General features: G+C 72.5%; 16 protein-coding genes. 11 read left to right on the top strand and 5 right to left on the bottom strand.

Features of this window, described 5'->3' with window-relative positions; genetic code table 11:
* Positions 1–79: 79 nt before the first annotated feature.
* Positions 80–868: an SDR family NAD(P)-dependent oxidoreductase gene (locus ACIPYW_RS09160; RefSeq protein ID WP_400412788.1), complete on the top strand. Its 789-nt coding sequence runs from the start codon at positions 80–82 to the stop codon at positions 866–868.
* Positions 869–976: 108 nt separating this feature from the next.
* Here ACIPYW_RS09160 and ACIPYW_RS09155 read toward each other — a convergent pair whose 3' ends face one another.
* Positions 977–1516, bottom strand: a complete 540-nt coding sequence (locus ACIPYW_RS09155) for a DUF6611 family protein (protein WP_400412787.1) — start codon at positions 1514–1516, stop codon at positions 977–979.
* A gap of 213 nt (positions 1517–1729) precedes the next feature.
* On the opposite strand from ACIPYW_RS09155, the gene ACIPYW_RS09150 reads away from it, so the two are divergent.
* From ACIPYW_RS09150 to ACIPYW_RS09110, 9 genes are all read left to right on the top strand, one after another.
* Entirely contained in the window at positions 1730–2758 is a 1029-nt protein-coding gene (locus ACIPYW_RS09150) for a LacI family DNA-binding transcriptional regulator (RefSeq protein ID WP_400412786.1), read from the top strand.
* 93 nt (positions 2759–2851) lie between these two features.
* Positions 2852–4150, top strand: a complete 1299-nt coding sequence (locus ACIPYW_RS09145) for an ABC transporter substrate-binding protein (protein WP_400412784.1) — start codon at positions 2852–2854, stop codon at positions 4148–4150.
* 15 nt (positions 4151–4165) lie between these two features.
* Positions 4166–5122, top strand: a complete 957-nt coding sequence (locus tag ACIPYW_RS09140; RefSeq protein WP_400412783.1) for a carbohydrate ABC transporter permease — start codon at positions 4166–4168, stop codon at positions 5120–5122.
* Positions 5119–6063 carry a carbohydrate ABC transporter permease gene (locus ACIPYW_RS09135; protein ID WP_400412782.1) on the top strand — a complete coding sequence of 315 codons (945 nt, stop codon included), beginning with the start codon at positions 5119–5121 and terminating at the stop codon, positions 6061–6063. The genes ACIPYW_RS09140 and ACIPYW_RS09135 overlap by 4 nt, the downstream gene beginning before the upstream one ends.
* Positions 6063–7160, top strand: a complete 1098-nt coding sequence (locus tag ACIPYW_RS09130; RefSeq protein ID WP_290130973.1) for a hypothetical protein — start codon at positions 6063–6065, stop codon at positions 7158–7160. The genes ACIPYW_RS09135 and ACIPYW_RS09130 overlap by 1 nt, the downstream gene beginning before the upstream one ends.
* Positions 7157–8230 (top strand): glycosidase, encoded by a 1074-nt coding sequence (locus tag ACIPYW_RS09125; protein ID WP_400412780.1) that lies wholly within the window; start codon positions 7157–7159, stop codon positions 8228–8230. The genes ACIPYW_RS09130 and ACIPYW_RS09125 overlap by 4 nt, the downstream gene beginning before the upstream one ends.
* 34 nt (positions 8231–8264) lie before the next feature.
* Positions 8265–10334: a hypothetical protein gene (locus tag ACIPYW_RS09120; RefSeq protein WP_400412778.1), complete on the top strand. Its 2070-nt coding sequence runs from the start codon at positions 8265–8267 to the stop codon at positions 10332–10334.
* Positions 10335–10383: 49 nt separating this feature from the next.
* Positions 10384–10680 carry a hypothetical protein gene (locus ACIPYW_RS09115; RefSeq protein ID WP_400412776.1) on the top strand — a complete coding sequence of 99 codons (297 nt, stop codon included), beginning with the start codon at positions 10384–10386 and terminating at the stop codon, positions 10678–10680.
* On the top strand, positions 10677–11207 hold the full coding sequence (locus ACIPYW_RS09110; protein ID WP_400412775.1) for a GNAT family N-acetyltransferase: 531 nt from the start codon (positions 10677–10679) through the stop codon (positions 11205–11207). Before ACIPYW_RS09115 ends, ACIPYW_RS09110 begins: the two co-directional genes overlap by 4 nt.
* A 20-nt stretch (positions 11208–11227) precedes the next feature.
* Here the strand turns inward: ACIPYW_RS09110 and ACIPYW_RS09105 are convergent, their stop codons facing one another.
* Positions 11228–11860, bottom strand: coding sequence for a maleylpyruvate isomerase N-terminal domain-containing protein (locus ACIPYW_RS09105; RefSeq protein ID WP_400412773.1), 633 nt, complete (start codon positions 11858–11860; stop codon positions 11228–11230).
* Between the two features lie 46 nt (positions 11861–11906).
* Complete coding sequence (locus tag ACIPYW_RS09100) at positions 11907–12842, bottom strand: SDR family oxidoreductase (protein ID WP_400412772.1); 936 nt, start codon at positions 12840–12842, stop codon at positions 11907–11909.
* Positions 12843–12948: 106 nt separating this feature from the next.
* Here ACIPYW_RS09100 and ACIPYW_RS09095 point away from each other — a divergent pair, with 106 nt between their 5' ends.
* Positions 12949–13794, top strand: coding sequence for a helix-turn-helix transcriptional regulator (locus ACIPYW_RS09095; protein ID WP_400412771.1), 846 nt, complete (start codon positions 12949–12951; stop codon positions 13792–13794).
* Between the two features lie 20 nt (positions 13795–13814).
* Here the strand turns inward: ACIPYW_RS09095 and ACIPYW_RS09090 are convergent, their stop codons facing one another.
* Positions 13815–14063: a hypothetical protein gene (locus ACIPYW_RS09090; protein WP_400412769.1), complete on the bottom strand. Its 249-nt coding sequence runs from the start codon at positions 14061–14063 to the stop codon at positions 13815–13817.
* Positions 14060–15370 carry a PP2C family protein-serine/threonine phosphatase gene (locus tag ACIPYW_RS09085; protein ID WP_400412768.1) on the bottom strand — a complete coding sequence of 437 codons (1311 nt, stop codon included), beginning with the start codon at positions 15368–15370 and terminating at the stop codon, positions 14060–14062. The genes ACIPYW_RS09090 and ACIPYW_RS09085 overlap by 4 nt, the downstream gene beginning before the upstream one ends.
* Between the last annotated feature and the right edge of the window lie 204 nt (positions 15371–15574).

Raw genomic sequence — 15574 nt, 5'->3', positions numbered from 1 at the left:
GCCTCATGTGTGCCCCGTTCGGGGGGTATTGATGACCCCTCACCAACTGGTGCGTGATCCGGCGAGTACGACTGGGCCCATGACACCTCCCCGGAACCCCTTCCGCGGCCTCCGTGCCGTCGTCACCGGAGCGAGCGGCGGCATCGGCCGTTCGCTCGCCCTGCAGCTGGCGGACGCCGGCGCGGACCTCGTGCTCGTGGCCCGGTCCCGGGATGCGCTCGAGGCCGTGGCGGACGAGGTCCGCGCGCGCGGGACGACGGCGTCCGTGGTGGTCGCCGACCTCGCGACGACCGACGGAGTGGAGCAGGTCGTGACGCGGCTCGCCGGGTCCCGGATCGACGTCCTCGTGGCGAACGCGGGAGTCGGCGCCCACGGTCCGTTCGTCGACGAGTCGCCCGAGCGGACCGCCACGCAGATCGCCCTGAACTGTGCGGCGGTGACGGCCCTGACCCACGCGTTCCTGCCGGGGATGCTCGCCCGCGGAGTCGGCGGCGTGATGACGGTCGCGTCGACGGCGTCGTTCCAGCCGACCCCGGGCATGGCGGTCTACGGCGCGACGAAGGCGTTCGTCCTGTCGTTCACCGAGGCCCTGTGGCAGGAGACCCGCGGGCGGGGCGTCCGGGTGCTCGCGCTCTGCCCGGGCCCGACCTCGACCGGCTTCTTCGACGCGGCCGGGGCCGGCAGCGGGGTGATGGCGCGCGGACGACAGACGCCGGACGAGGTCGCCGCCGTCGGGCTCCGGGTGTTCGCGCGTGCCGGAGGCCCGACGGTGGTGTCCGGTGCCGGCAACCGGGTCACGGCGAACGCGCACCGGTTCGTGCCGCGTGGGCTGATGGCGAGGATGTCGGCTCTGGTGACGGCCGGCTGAGGAGCGGCCGTGGCGGCGACCGCGGCCGGTACTGCTGGCGCTGCCGTCAGTCGTAGCCGAGGACGACTCCGTCCTCGGCAGCGTCGTCCGCGCCCGGTCCCGGTTCGCTCAGCGGGTCCACGTGCCACCCCGTCGCGGCGTCTCCGGCATCGCGCTCCACACGTCCGCCCAGAGCAGCTCGAAGTCCACCGCACTGATCTGCCCGGCGAGCGCCGCCCGTTCGTACACGAGCAACGCGTCGAGCGACCCCGCGAGCAGCCGAGCGTCCCCGTGCCCGCGAGGCCGGCCGCCGCCGTGGAAGGTGGTCACCGTGAGCGTCCGGACCGAGGGCCGTGTCCGCCGCGTCGAACGTCGGAGGACGAGGAACCCGGAGCCGTACAGCGCGACGGCCACGAGGACCCCCCACAGCGCGGAGCCGTTCAGCGCGGCCATCACGCCCAGCGCCGGCAGCGCGCCGACCACACCCCAGACGTGGAGGGCACGCAGCAGGAAGCGCTCGCGGGGACTCGTGCCGGGCGGGAAGACCACGAGCGTGCGCGAGCTCCACAGGGTGCGCCCGGCGGGGTGGACGGTCTCGCGGCCCCACACGTGCAGGTGGCGGTCTCGGAGCGTGGCGAGCGGGAGCGGTGGCTTCGTGGACGAGAACACCCCCGTACCGTGCACCCGCGGCCCTCGGCGGCGCAGCGCTCCTGACGGACTCCTCACGCCCCGCCCCTGGATCCTGATGCGCCGCTCACCGGCCGCGTCGATGGGACGGACCTTCGGGGTTGCGGACCCGGCGGACTGCGGGTATACCTGAACCGGTTCAATGAAACCGGTTCAAACGGTCCGGTCCGATGCACCGCGGCGAGGAGGCCCCCGATGGAACGACGACCCACCATCGTCGACGTCGCGCGGCAGGCCGGCGTCTCGAAGGGCCTCGTCTCCCTGGCGCTCAACGACCGGCCAGGCGTGAACCAGGCCACGAAGGAGCGCATCCAGGCCGCCGCAGCCGAGATCGGCTGGCGCCCGAACCCGGCCGCCCGCAGCCTGACCAGCCGTCGCGCGTACGCCCTCGGGCTCGTCGTGAAGCGGGACCCGCGCATCATCGAGACCGACCCGTTCTTCGCCGCGTTCATCGCCGGTCTCGAGACCGTCCTCGCGGACCGCGGGCAGGTCCTCGTCCTCAGCGTGGTGCCCGATCCCGGTGCCGAGGAGCGTGCCTACCGGTCCCTCGCGGCGGACGGCCGCGTCGACGGGTTCATCCTGACCGACCTCCTGCGCCACGACCGCCGGATCGCGCTGCTCGCCGAGCTCGGCGTCCGCGGGGTCACCCTCGGCAAGCCCGACGTCCCGACGACCCTGCCCGCCGTGCGACGCGAGTACGAGCACGGCATCGACGAGCTCGTCCGGCACCTCACCGACCTCGGGCACGAGCGGATCGCACACGTCGCCGGCAACGAGGACATGCTGCACGGCCGTGCTCGACGGGAGCAGTTCGAACGGGTCGCCGCCGAACTCGGGCTCGATGCTCGCGTGGTCCCGACGGACTTCTCCCCCGAGCAGGGTGCCGAGGCGACCCGGAGGCTCCTGACGCTCGCGCCCGAGGTCCGCCCGACGGCGATCGTCTACGGCAACGACCCGATGGCGGTCGCCGGCATGGCCGTGGCCCAAGGTGCCGGCCTGCGGATCCCGGACGACCTGTCCGTGACCGGACTCGACGGCTCCCAGATCGGGCAGTACGTCTACCCGGCGCTCACCACGCTGGACAACGACCCGGTCGAGTGGGGGCGCGTCGTCGCGTCCACGCTGCTCGACCTCGTCGACGGCAACGACCCCGTCGACCGCACCCTCACCCCGGCACGGCTCATCGTGCGCGGGTCGACGGGCGCGCCCGCACCCCGGCCCTGACGCCGGACCCGACCAGGACGGACACGCGGAGCCCCGCGACTCCGGACGCGTCGGCAGAGCACAGCACACCCGACCACCGACGAAGGAGTCACCATGCAACGGCGCATGCTCGCCATCGGGACCGCGATCGCCGCGGCCACCGCACTCGCCCTGACCGGATGCTCCGGCGGGGGCAGCGCGTCGAACAGCGACGCGATGAAGGCCAAGGGCCCGATCACCATCTGGTACTCGAACAACGCGCAGGAGGTCCAGTGGGGCAAGGCCGCGGTGGCCTCCTGGAACGAGGACCACCCGGACCAGCAGGTCAAGGGCCAGGAGGTCCCGGCCGGCAAGAGCACCGAGGAGGTCATCGGCGCGGCCATCACCGCGGGCACGACGCCCTGCCTGGTGTTCAACAACCTGCCGGCGGCGACGGGGCAGTTCCAGAAGCAGGGCGGCCTGGTCGACCTGTCGAAGTTCAGCGGCGCGGACGCCTACATCGAGGCCCGCTCCGGTGACACGGCGGACCAGTACAAGTCGTCGGACGGTGACTTCTACCAGATGCCGTGGAAGTCGAACCCGGTGATGATCTTCTACAACAAGGAGATCTTCAAGAAGGCCGGGCTCGACACCGAGGACCCGAAGCTCAGCACCTACGACGACTTCCTCGCTGCGGCGGCGAAGATCAAGGCATCGGGTGCCGCGCCGTACGCGATCTACCCGACCCCGACGAGCGAGTTCTTCCAGCCGAACTTCGACTACCTGCCGCTCTACGCCGCGGCGACCGGCGGCAAGGGCATGGCGACGAAGGACGGCAAGGCGACCTTCGACACGCAGGCCGGTCGCGACGTCGCCGGGTTCTGGAAGACCGTCTACGAGAAGGGCTACGCGGGCACCGAGCAGCTGCAGGGCGACGCCTTCGCCACCGGCAAGGCCGCGATGGCGATCGTCGGCCCGTGGGCGATCGCGTCCTACAAGGGCAAGGTCGACTGGGGCAGCGTGCCCGTCCCGACGAAGGACGGCGTCTCCGCCGACCAGACCTGGACCTTCCCGGACGCCAAGAACGTCGGCATGTACTCGTCCTGCAAGAACCAGGGCACCGCGTGGGACTTCCTGAAGTACGCCACGAGCAAGGACCAGGACCAGAAGCTCCTCGAGACGACCGGGCAGATGCCGATCCGTAAGGACCTCGCGACCACGTACGCCGACTACTTCTCGCAGAACCCTGCGTACCAGGAGTTCGGCTCGCAGGCGGCCCGCACGGTCGACGACCCGGCCGGCGCGAACACGATCGCCGCACTCCAGGGCTTCCGTGACTTCTACACGAAGGCCGTCATCTCCGGGCAGGGGAACCTCGACTCGCAGCTCGAGGCCGCCGCGTCGAAGTTCACCCAGCAGATGCAGCAGCAGTAGGACGGGAGGCCCGGCTTGACCACGCAGACCGCGTCACGTGCGCGCGGGGTCACGCCGGGCAGCCCGGCGGGCGGCGGCCGGAAGCCGCTGCACGTCCGACTGCTCGGCAAGAACCCCCTGGGGTGGCTCTTCAGCGCCCCCTACCTGGTGTTCGTCATCGCGATCTTCGCCTACCCGGTGTGCTTCGCGGTGTACATGTCCTTCAAGGACTACTTCTTCGCCGCTCCGGGTGTGAGCGTCGACCGCCCGTGGGTGGGACTGCAGAACTACGTGCAGGTCTTCCAGGACCCGCAGGTGCTGCAGTCGTTCCGGAACGTCGGTGTCTTCCTCGTCATCAACGTGCCGCTCACCGTCGTGCTCGCCCTCGTGCTCGCGTCGGCGCTCAACGGCGCGGTCCGCTGGTCGACGTTCTTCCGGGTGAGCTACTACGTGCCGTACGTCACCGCGAGCGTCGCAGTCGTCGGTGTCTGGCTGTTCCTGTTCAGCCAGGGCGGTGTCGTGAACAGCGTCCTCGGCCCGCTCGCCCCGAGCCCGTCGTGGCTCAGCAACTCGGCCCTCGCGATGCCGATGATCGCGGTCTTCGTGACGTGGAAGCAGCTCGGGTTCTACATCCTGCTCTACCTGGCGGCACTGCAGAACGTGCCGAAGGAGCTGTACGAGTCGGCGTCCACCGACGGCGCGGGCAAGATCCGGCAGTTCTTCTCGGTGACCGTCCCGGGCGTCCGCCCCGCCACGGTGCTCGTGCTCCTGCTCAGCACCGTGACCGGCGCCAACCTCTTCACGGAGCCGTACCTGCTGACCGGCGGCGGCGGCCCGAACGGTGCGTCCACGAGCCCCGTGCTGCTCATCTACCAGCAGGGCATCCAGCAGGGCCACCCCGGGTACGCGGCGGCCATCGGCATCGTCCTGATGATCGGCGTCCTGATCATCGCGTTCCTGCAGAACCGGTTCGCAGGTGGGAGGGAATCATGACCGAGGCGACCATGCCCCAGGCCGCAGGCGAGCTGACGGAGACGACCCGCGCCTCCCGGCAGGACACCCCGAGGCGGCGGCGACCCCGCCGCATGGACGGGGTGCAGCTGACCCGCGGCCAGGCCGCGCTGCGCTTCGTCGTGCTGCTCGCCGGTGCGCTGCTCTTCCTGTTCCCGTTCTGGTACATGGTGATCGGCTCGCTCCAGCGCGAGCCGGACACCTCCGTGGCCGGTGCGTTCCCGAACCCCGCGAACATCGACCTGCACAACTACGCACAGATCGACTCCCGTGTGGACCTGCTGCAGGGCCTCGTGAACTCGGGCATCTTCACGGCCGGGGTGGTGCTCTGCACGGTCGTGTTCGGTGTCCTCGCCGGGTACGCGCTGTCGGTGCTGCAGTGGAAGGGCCGCGGCGTGACGTTCGCACTCGCGCTGCTCGTGCAGGTCGTGCCGTTCCAGCTGCTGATGATCCCGCTGTACGTCCTCATCGCCCGTGACTACGGCCTGAGCGACAACTACCTCGGGATGATCCTGCCGTTCGCGATCAACTCCGCCGCGGTGGTGATCTTCCGGCAGTACTTCCTGCAGGTCCCGCAGGAGATCTTCGACGCCGCCCGCATCGACGGTGCCGGGGAGCTCCGGGTGCTCTGGAGCGTCGCGCTCCCCCTCATCCGACCGGCGCTCGTCACCGTCGTGCTGGTCACGTTCATCGGGCCGTGGAACGAGTTCCTCTGGCCGTTCCTCATCACGAAGGAAGCCTCCATGCAACCGCTCGCCGTGTCCCTGGCGAACTACATCTCGAACGTCGCGTCCTCGACCGCGAACCCGTACGGCGCGATCCTCGCCGGCGCGGTGGTGCTCGCTGCCCCGGTGGTCATGCTGTTCATCGTGTTCCAGCGCTGGTTCATCGCGACCGACATCGGGTCGGGGGTGAAGGGCTGATGCCGGCGCTCACGACCGATCTGCTCGCGGAGGAGTACCAGCGGGCACTGCAGCACACGAACGCGCTGACCGACCGCATCTCGACCGACGACTTCTCGGCGCACTACGCCGACCCGCCCGCGTGGATGATCGGGCCGTTCCGCCGCGACCCGTCGCTCACCTTCACGGCGCCGGAGTGGACCGACCCGACCGACATCGGTTGGACCGCGTCGTCGGTCTTCAACCCGACGCTCGTGGTCGCGCCCGACCAGCGCGGCACCGTGGTCGCGGTGGACCCCGACACCGGCCGGGAGGCACGACACGCCCTCCACCTCGTCTACCGAGCATCCCCGGTGAAGGAGTCGACGTCGTCCCGGATCGGGCACGCGGTCCTGACCGCGGACGGCTGGGTCGACGACGGCGCGCCGATCCTCTGGCCGACGGAGGCGAACGAGGGACTCGGCGTCGAGGACCCGAAGCTGTACCGCGCCGAGGGGCGCTGGTGGTGCTACTACAACGCGATCTGGGACACCCGGGGCAGTGCGCTGCGGGACAGCTACCCGGACGCCGGGGACGTCGGCTGCGACATCGCCCTCGCGGTCTCGGACGACCTCGTGCACTGGGAGAAGACCGGCGTCGTCGTGCCGTACGAGGTCTCGCACCTGTGGGCGAAGGGCGCGGTCATCCCCCGGGACGACCGCGGCAACGCCGTCCGGATCGGCGGCGAGTACCTCATGTACGTGTCCGAGGGGTGCGGCGGGAAGCTGACGGTCGGGCACTCGGACGACATGCTCCACTGGACCTTCACGCACGAGGACTACCTCGACGTCAGCGCGCTCGGCCAGCACGTGCACGAGGTCGCCTGCGCCGTGGTCGACGGCGACCGGCTCGTCCTCGACTTCTTCCTCGCCGACCACGACGGCGCGTTCGCGGCCGGACAGGCGCTGTACGACGTCGATGCGCCGTTCACGCAGCTCGACGTGCACGCCGGTGGTTCCCTCGCCTGGGGCGGACTGCTGCGGTGGCCGACGCCGGACGGTCCGCGGCTCTTCGCACAGGGGTGGGACGCGCCGCGCGGCAGCCGCGAGCTGTACTGCTACGAGGAGGTGCCGGCATGACCCGGACCGTGCCGGCAGCCGACTTCCCGTACGCCCTCGAACGGGTCGGTCTCGTGATGGAACCGCTCGCCGACGAGCCCCTCGAGGCCGAGGGCGTGCTCAACCCGGGCAGCGGGTACGGACCGGACGGCGAGCTCTACCTGCTCCCCCGGCTCGTGGCGGACGGCAACGTCTCCCGCATCGGCATCGCCCGGGTCGTCGTCGAGGACGGCGTCCCGACCGGTGTCGAACGGCAGGGTGTCGTGCTCGAGCCCGAACGGTCGTGGGAGGTCGGCGCGGTGAACGCCGGCGTCGAGGACCCGCGGACCACGTGGGTGTCGGCGCTCGACCTGCACGTGATGACCTACGTGGCCTACGGACCGCTCGGGCCCCACACCGCCGTCGCCGTGTCGAACGACCTCCGGACGTGGCAGCGCCTCGGGCCGGTGCGGTTCGGGTACGACGACGCACTCGACGTCGACCTCGCGATGTACTTCAACAAGGACTGCGTGTTCCTGCCGGAGCCCGTCACGGCGCCGGACGGCACCGAGAGCCTCGCGGTGCTGCACCGGCCGGGCTGGGACCTGTCGGAGATCCGGCCGTCCGAGGGGCTGCACCCGCCGGGCTGGGTCGAGGACACCCGTCCGTCGATCTGGATCTCGTTCGTGCCGCTCGACCGGGTCCGTGCGGACGTCGGGGCGCTCGCCGAGTGGCACGGGCACCGGGTCCTCGCCGGGCCGACGGAAGCGTGGGAGGAGCTCAAGATCGGCGCGGGGCCGGCTCCGATCCGGGTGCCGGAGGGCTGGCTCCTGCTCCACCACGGCGTCACGGGTGAGCTCGTCGGCTCGCTCGCGCAGCAGCAGAACGTGAACTACGCCGCCGGGGGCATGATCCTCGACGCCGAACGCCCGTGGGAGGTGCTCGTCCGGACGGCCGAGCCGCTCATGACCGCGGACACCGACGACGAACGGTCCGGCATCGTGCCGAACGTCGTGTTCCCCACCGCCGTCGAGGAGATCGACGGCGTCCACCACGTCTTCTACGGCATGGCGGACTCCAAGATCGGCGTCGCACGACTCGTGCGGCGCTGATCGCCCCCACTCCCCCCTCGAACGAGGAGATGCAATGGTGCATCGCACCCTCCTGGCCGCGCTCGTCGCGGCTGCCACCGCCGCGGTGACCCTCGTCGCCGCCCCGGCGCAGGCGACCACCCCGCGCACCGCGACCGCCGAGGCGGGCGCGAGCAGTGCCTCCCGGCAGGTCACGAACCTCGACCACCTCGACTTCCTGCTCGACGACGTGCCGCTGCCGGACGTCCCCGGACACAGCACCTACCAGCAGACGCAGCACCCGACCGCGACCGCACCGTGGGTCTACGCGGACCGGAACGCCGACGGGACCTACCGCCGCGTCGGCGGCGGCACGCTCGACCCGGCGACCGGGCACTGGGGGCAGGGCGCGTTCGACGCCGACGACATCAGCCGCGCTGCCGTCGTCTACGTCCGCGACTGGCAGCAGAACGGCACCGCATCGAGCCGGGAGCACGCCCGGGAGCTCCTGCGCTCGCTCACCTACCTGCAGACCGACAGCGGGCCGGACGCGGGCAACGTCGTGCTGTGGCAGCAGACCGACGGGACGCTCAACACCAGCCCGACACCGCCGGACTCGCCGGACCCGTCCGACTCCGCCGACTCGTTCTGGGTCGGCCGCACGATCTGGGCGCTCGGCGAGGCCTACCCGGCGTTCCGGCACGCCGACCCGGGCTTCGCGCGGTTCCTCCAGGACCGCCTGCGTCTGTCGCTCGGCGCGCTCGAACGGCAGTCGCTCGCCTCCTACGGCCGCTACGACACCGTGAACGGATCGCGCGTCCCGTCGTGGCTCATCGCCGACTCGACGAGCGCGACCGCGGAGGCCGTGCTCGGGCTGAGCGCCTACGTCCGGGCCGTCCCGAGTGACCGACAGGCGCGCACGGTGCTGCAGCGGGAGACGACGGGCATCGCGGCCATGCAGCGCGGCGACACGACCTCGTGGCCGTTCGGAGCCGTGCTGCCGTCCGCGACCTCGCAGTCGACCTGGAACGCCTGGGGCGGGTTGGCACCGGCAGCACTCGCGTCTGCCGCGTCGGTGCTGCACCGCGCGGACTGGCAGCGGGGCGCGGAGCGTGAGACCGCGCAGTTCGCCGCCCAGGTGCTGGCCTCCGGCGGACCGGACAACGGGTGGACGCCGACGCCGTTCGACCGGACGCAGATCGCGTACGGCGCCGACTCGCTCGTGCAGTCGTTCCTCGCCGTGGGCGGAGCCGGGCAGGACCGCCTCGCCGCGATCGCCGCGGGCTGGTACTTCGGCGCGAACCCGGCGGGGGTCCCGGTGTACGACCGGTCGACCGGTGCGTGCGTCGACGGCATCGCCGCGGACGGCACGGTCAACCGGGGCTGCGGCGCCGAATCGGCGATCCACACCGCACTGTCGATGCTCGCGCTCGACGCCCACCCGGCGGTCCGTACTGCGGCCGAGACGGTCACCTCCCGGTCCGACGTCGACGGCATCACGACCGTCGAGGCCGAGGGCGGGGCGCTGTCCGGTGGCGGGGGCGGCCACGTCCCGAACGTCGTCCGTCCGGATGCGGCGTGGACCGGCTCGGCGAACTGGTCCGGGCAGGCGTACGTGCACGCGCCCGCCGGATCGACCATCACGATCACCGTGCCCGCGTTCCGCCAGGACACGCTCCTCTCCCCGGTCGTCTCGCAGGCCTCCGGTCCGTCTGGTCGCACGGACTGGACAGTGCGCGGAGCAGACGGCCGGACCCGGTCGCTCGGCTCGACACCGAACGGCGGCGCGGGGCCGCAGGGCACGGCGCCGACCTCGTCGTTCCTGCACCCGCTCTCGTTGGGCCGGACCGCCCCGGCGGGCACGACGACGATCACGGCGACCGTGCGCGGCGGATCGGCCGACCTCGACGCGGTGCTGCTCCGGCCGGTGGTCTCGCACCTCGGGCTGGGGGCCGGTGCGTCGCCGTCGGACCTGTTCGTGAACGGGACGACCTCGGCACGATCGACCACCGCGACCTTCGAGCAGCGCTCGACCGTGTCGGTGTACGACCGCTCCGGTCGGCTCGTCCGGACCATGCAGGTCGCTCCTGGAGCCCAGCGGGTGCCGCTCGTGCCGGCCGGGTTCACGGTGGCGGCACCGCGCTGACGCGGCGGACCACACTCGCCGTGCGCGTGTGCCCCGCTACCGTTGGGGCATGCGCGCACGGCTCCGTCTCCACGCACCGGCCCTCGTGCTGCTGTTGCTCGCCGGGGTGGCCGTCGTGGTGGCGGTCCTCGCGGAGACTCTGGCGTGGCCGGTCGCCCCGGCGTTCCCGTCGCTGCACAGCGGCAGCTACTCGTACGTGGCCGGGTCGGCAAGCTTCCGCGCGGCGCTCGTGGCGCGGGCAGTGGCGTGGACCGCCGCGGCCCTCGTCGTGCCGCTGGTCGTCGCTGCCCTGCTCGCCGTCGTCGTCCGCGGCAGTCGCCCCCGCCGAGGGACGGCCGGGTCGTGATCGCCCTCAGGCCGTGGCGTTCCACCGACGCCGACGCGCTGGTCGCTGCACGCACCTCGACCGACGACCTCGGCACGCAGTTCGCCCCGCTGCCGGACACCGGAGCGGCTGCACGCTTCATCGAGACCGTGCTCGTGACGGCCCCCGACCGGCAGCACTGGGCGATCGTGGTCGACAGTGTCGCGGTCGGCAACGTCGGCCTCACCGCGATCGAGCGACGGCACGACACCGCGTGGGTGTCCTACTGGCTCGCGCGCTCCGGTCGTGGTCGCGGACTGGCGACCCGCGCGGTGGCCACGGTCGCCGAGCGGGCGTTCCGTGACGGGCTGTTCCGGCTCGAGCTCGGGCACCGGGTGAACAACCCCGCGTCGTGCCGCGTCGCGACGGGTGCCGGCTTCCGGGCCGAGGGCATCGAGCGACGGAAGCTCCGGTACGGCGACGAGCGGTTCGACGTCGAGACGCACGCTCGGTTGGCGACCGATCCTTCCCCCGAGGTCGAGCCGCTGCCCGTCGACGCATCCGCCTGACGGTCCCGCCCGGAGCGGGTTCAGAGTGCGGACCACCCGCTCGGGAGCGCTGCCCGTCCGGTGAGCGCGCGGAGCAGCACGGGGGCGTCTCCCGAGGACGGATCGGCGTCGCCGACGAGCAGCCCGAGCACCCGCAGCGCTTCCGCTGACGCTGCCGCTGGCGGATCGAGGTCGAGCCCCGCCGCCACCCGGAGGTCGATCGTGTGCACGGTCAGCTCGAACACCCGCGTCGGCAGGTACGCGGCGAGCGCCCACTCCCCCATCGGCGCATCGATCCGGCGATCTCCACCGGCATCTCGGACCTGGGCGACGACCCGCTCCACGATCACCGCGACGCTCGCCGGACGGTCGGTCCCGAGGTCACGTCCGGCCTGCCGCCCTCGCTCCGCCACGGCCGCCGGATCCGCGCGTGAGGAGCGGACGACCCGGTAGTAGTCGAGCGTGGTCGCGGTCGACGTCGTCGTCCCCTCGTCCAGGTACTGCTCGACCGTGGTGAGTGCCCGCACGGTGTGCCCGACGAGGTCGCTGCGGCTCCATTCGCCGAGTGCCGGACGGTCCCACCCCAGCGGTTCCGCGACGTCGAGCGCCGCCACCGTCGCCGCGAACCACTCCGCGGCGGTCGCGAACGCGTCCAGCGTGTTCGTCCAGGTCATGTCCCACCCTCCCGACCCCATGCTGGCGCGTGCGGTCGATCGGCGTTCAGGCGAACCGCGCTCCCGTCAGCCGCAGGGACTCGTCCCAGACCCGGTGTGCCTCGGTGTCGTCGGTCAGGGACGGCCAGGCGTCGATCCAGCCCGCTGGCCCGCCGACGCCGAGGCGCCACGTCGGGGCCGCGAACCGTCCCGCTCCCGCCGGGTCGGTGGCGGCGAGGAGCACCGGGTACGCGGCCGTCTCGGGGGTGCCGACGACCCAGCCCCGGGCGGAGAGCCAGCGGATGAGCCGGACCGCGGTGGTGTCGGTGCTCCGGCCCATCTCCGGCCGCGCGGCGAGGAGACTCGTCGGCGCGACTCCCGGGTGGCTGATCGTCGTGGTGATCCCCCAGCCCTGGGCCTCGCTCCGCCGTCCGAGCTCGAGCGCGAAGAGCGCCGGGGCGATCTTCGACTGGCCGTAGGCCCGCATCCCGTCGTAGGACCGTTCGGACTGCAGGTCGTCCCACCGCACACGGGCTCGACGGGCGGCGATGCTCGTCTGCACGACGACGCGAGCGCCCGCAGCGCGCAGCAGCGGGAACAGCGCGGCGACGAGCGCGACGTGCCCGAGGTGGTTGGTGCCGAACTGCAGCTCGAAGCCGTCCACCGTGGTCGTGCGCGACGGCGGGGTCATCACGCCGGCGTTCGCGACGAGGAGGTCGATCGGTCGACCGTCCCGGACGAGCCGCTCCCCGAGCGCCGACACCGAGGCCAGGGACGAGAGGTCGAGGGACTCGGCCTCGAGCCGTGCTCCCGGGCGCTCTGCCCGGATGCGGTCCTGCGCCATCGCGAGTTTCGAGGCGTTGCGGGCGGGCATAACGACCTCGGCGCCGGCCGCGGCGAGGTGGGCGGCGATCCGCACGCCGATGCCGTCGCTGGCGCCGGTGACGAGGGCCCGGCGCCCGGTCAGGTCGGGGATGGTCGGTGCGTGGACGGTGCGTGGCATGGTGTGTCCTCCGTGGTCGGTGCCCTCAGCCTGGCCCGCAGCCCGTCCCGGAGCCACGGCCTGACGATCCGTGGCTGGGAGCACCGTGGTGCGAGAGGATCGCCGCATGATCGACCGAACCGGGCTCGCCGACTTCCTGCGGAGTCGTCGCGCCGCGCTCCAGCCCGAGGACGTCGGCCTGCCACGAGGGGCCCGACGTCGCACGAGCGGACTCCGGCGCGAGGAGGCGGCGCTCCTCAGCAACATGTCCGCCGACTACTACGCGCGGCTCGAACGGGGGCGCGGACCGCAGCCCTCGGACCAGATGCTCGCGTCGATCGCGCAGGGACTGCGGCTCTCGCTCGACGAACGCGATCACCTGTTCCGCCTGGCCGGGCACGAACCGCCGACGCGCGGTGCCGGGTCGGACCACGTCGGTCCGGGGATCATGCGGATCCTGGACCGTCTCGTCGACACCCCGGCCGAGATCGTCACCGAGCTCGGTGAGACGCTCCGCCAGACACCGCTCGCCGCCGCCCTGGTCGGGGACGCGTCGATCCGCACCGGGCACGCCCGGAGCATCGGGTACCGCTGGTTCACCGACCCGGCCGCGCGGGCGCTGCACCCCGAGGACGAGCACGAGTTCCTGTCGCGGATGTACGTCTCCGGTCTCCGCGGTGTCCTCGCTCGGCGTGGCCCCGGCTCACGGGCCGCCGCCCTCGCCGAGGACCTCCTCGCCCGGAGCGCCGAGTTCCGCGCGGTGTGGGCGCTCCACGAGGTCGGCATCCGTCCGGCCGAGGAGAAGCACTACGTCCACCCGGAGGTCGGCCCGCTCACCCTGCAGTGCCAGGTCCTGCAGGACACCGACCGCGCGCAACACCTGCTCGTCTACACGGCCGAGCCCGGCAGCGACAGCGCCGACCGGCTCCGACTCCTGTCGGTCATCGGTTCGTCCACCGCGACGCACGCCTGACCGCGCGCGCCGCTGACGCGTCAGCGCCGGAGGAACGCCCCGGCGACGAGTCGGAGCGGCAGCAGCCCGATGCAGGTCGCGGCCCGGACCGCGACCGGCTGCCGCAGCGCATCGCTCGGCACCGCGGCGCGCGCGGTCGCGCCCTCGGTCTCCCAGTCGGTCGGTACCGGCACGGCTCCCCCGCCGTCGGCACGATCCCAGGACGCACCGGTGCCGGCCTGGAGGCACGGCGCGGCTCCGTCAGGACGCGCGGCCCACGGGGTGGTCACGCCGGGTGGGAGCCGCCCCACGTCACGGCGATGATCGTCACGTCATCGGCGCGGTCGCCGCGCTCGGCGAGCGCCGCGACGTCGGCGACGAGACCGTCGATGTCGTCGCGGGCATCGACGAACGCCTGCCAGCGGTCCAGCGACGCGAGGTCGCCGCCGAACAGGTCGAGGACACCGTCACTGACGCTGACGACGCTGTCCCCGGGCTGGAGGTCCGTCTCGACGCTGGTCCACCCGGACCCGACCCCGAGCGGCAGGTGTCCGGAGCGGAGGAACTCGCTGCCGCCTGCCGCCCGACGGACCAGGGTCAGCCCGTGACCGGCGTCGACCCATCGCAGGGTCCCGTCGAGGCTGATGCGGCCGTGGAAGCACGTCGTGAACTGCGCACTGACCATGTCCACGGAACCGGTGCTCAGGCCGGCGGAGGTCCACCGGAACGCGAGCGCGGGGTCCGGCTCCTCGAGGCTGCTCCGAATGACGGCGCGGACGGCGGCGGCGATCATGCCGGCCCCGACGCCCTTGCCCATGACGTCGCCGAGCGTGAAGCCCATGCCACCGTCCGGTGTCGGGTACCAGTCGTAGAAGTCGCCGCCGACGGTGCGGGCCGGGACGCAGGTGCCCGCGACGCGGATCGCCGACGGGAGTCCGTTGCCGTCGACGGGCTGCAGGGAGCGCTGCACGATGGCGGCCTGGGTGACCTCGGCCTCGGCGACCCGGCGGGAGCGCTGGGCGACCGTGAGCTGCGCGAGGGACCGTCGGGAGAGCTCGTTGACCACGGCGGCGGCTGCACTGTAGACGACGGCGGCGATGACCAGACGGACGACTTCGCTGCCCGGGAACGCGCGTCCGGGCGCGAGGGCGAGCGGCAGCAGGATCGTCACGAACACGCCGAGGACGGGGACGAGGACCCGCCACCGTCCGTGCCCGGCGGCGATCCAGACGACGGGGAGCACGAGGATCGCGAGGAACACGGACCGGGTCTCGCCCGTGCCGAACCGCAGGAGTCCGACGGCGACGAAGTCGAGCAGCGGGATGACGATCTCGGCGCGCGCCAGACGGGTCGACCGTGCCATGAGCGCCGCGAGGCCGAGCAGCACGACCGCGAGACCCGCTCCGGTCCACATCGCCGTGGCGTCGGTCACCGTCAACCACACCGGCAGGAGGGTGCTCGCCGCGGCCGCGCCGACGATCAGCGCGGCGACCAGTGCCTGTTTCGCGAGCGGCTCCCACGCGGCCCGCAGCCCGGACAGCACGATGGGACCCGTGTCGGTCGCTCGGACGGTCCGACGGGGTGGTGCCTGCGTCATCCCGCTCCTGTCGACGGCGCTGTCGTCCCGGTGACGGACGACGTTCCCACGGACCACAGTAGTCCGCCGACACGTGTCGAGCGCGCTGATCGCCGCGCCGGCCCGTGGTGCAGGCGACCGTCCTGCCGGAGCCGAGCCGTGCCTCCAGGCAGACCGCGCGGAGCGCGCCGCACACGGCAACGGGTGCCGACCCGCTGTCGCGAC

Origin of the sequence: Curtobacterium sp. NPDC089689, assembly GCF_044749145.1 — a bacterium.
Lineage (GTDB): Bacteria > Actinomycetota > Actinomycetes > Actinomycetales > Microbacteriaceae > Curtobacterium.
This window is presented reverse-complemented; position numbering and strand designations above follow the sequence as displayed.

Bases quoted from the DNA above. Each gene is read 5' to 3' on its own strand.
- ACIPYW_RS09160 (WP_400412788.1), top strand. From the start codon at position 80: ATGACACCTCCCCGGAACCCCTTCCGCGGCCTCCGTGCCGTCGTCACC.
- ACIPYW_RS09150 (WP_400412786.1), top strand. From the start codon at position 1,730: ATGGAACGACGACCCACCATCGTCGACGTCGCGCGGCAGGCCGGCGTC.
- ACIPYW_RS09145 (WP_400412784.1), top strand. From the start codon at position 2,852: ATGCAACGGCGCATGCTCGCCATCGGGACCGCGATCGCCGCGGCCACC.
- ACIPYW_RS09135 (WP_400412782.1), top strand. From the start codon at position 5,119: ATGACCGAGGCGACCATGCCCCAGGCCGCAGGCGAGCTGACGGAGACG.
- ACIPYW_RS09130 (WP_290130973.1), top strand. From the start codon at position 6,063: ATGCCGGCGCTCACGACCGATCTGCTCGCGGAGGAGTACCAGCGGGCA.
- ACIPYW_RS09125 (WP_400412780.1), top strand. From the start codon at position 7,157: ATGACCCGGACCGTGCCGGCAGCCGACTTCCCGTACGCCCTCGAACGG.
- ACIPYW_RS09120 (WP_400412778.1), top strand. From the start codon at position 8,265: ATGGTGCATCGCACCCTCCTGGCCGCGCTCGTCGCGGCTGCCACCGCC.
- ACIPYW_RS09115 (WP_400412776.1), top strand. From the start codon at position 10,384: ATGCGCGCACGGCTCCGTCTCCACGCACCGGCCCTCGTGCTGCTGTTG.
- ACIPYW_RS09105 (WP_400412773.1), bottom strand. From the start codon at position 11,860: ATGACCTGGACGAACACGCTGGACGCGTTCGCGACCGCCGCGGAGTGG.
- ACIPYW_RS09100 (WP_400412772.1), bottom strand. From the start codon at position 12,842: ATGCCACGCACCGTCCACGCACCGACCATCCCCGACCTGACCGGGCGC.
- ACIPYW_RS09095 (WP_400412771.1), top strand. From the start codon at position 12,949: ATGATCGACCGAACCGGGCTCGCCGACTTCCTGCGGAGTCGTCGCGCC.
- ACIPYW_RS09085 (WP_400412768.1), bottom strand. From the start codon at position 15,370: ATGACGCAGGCACCACCCCGTCGGACCGTCCGAGCGACCGACACGGGT.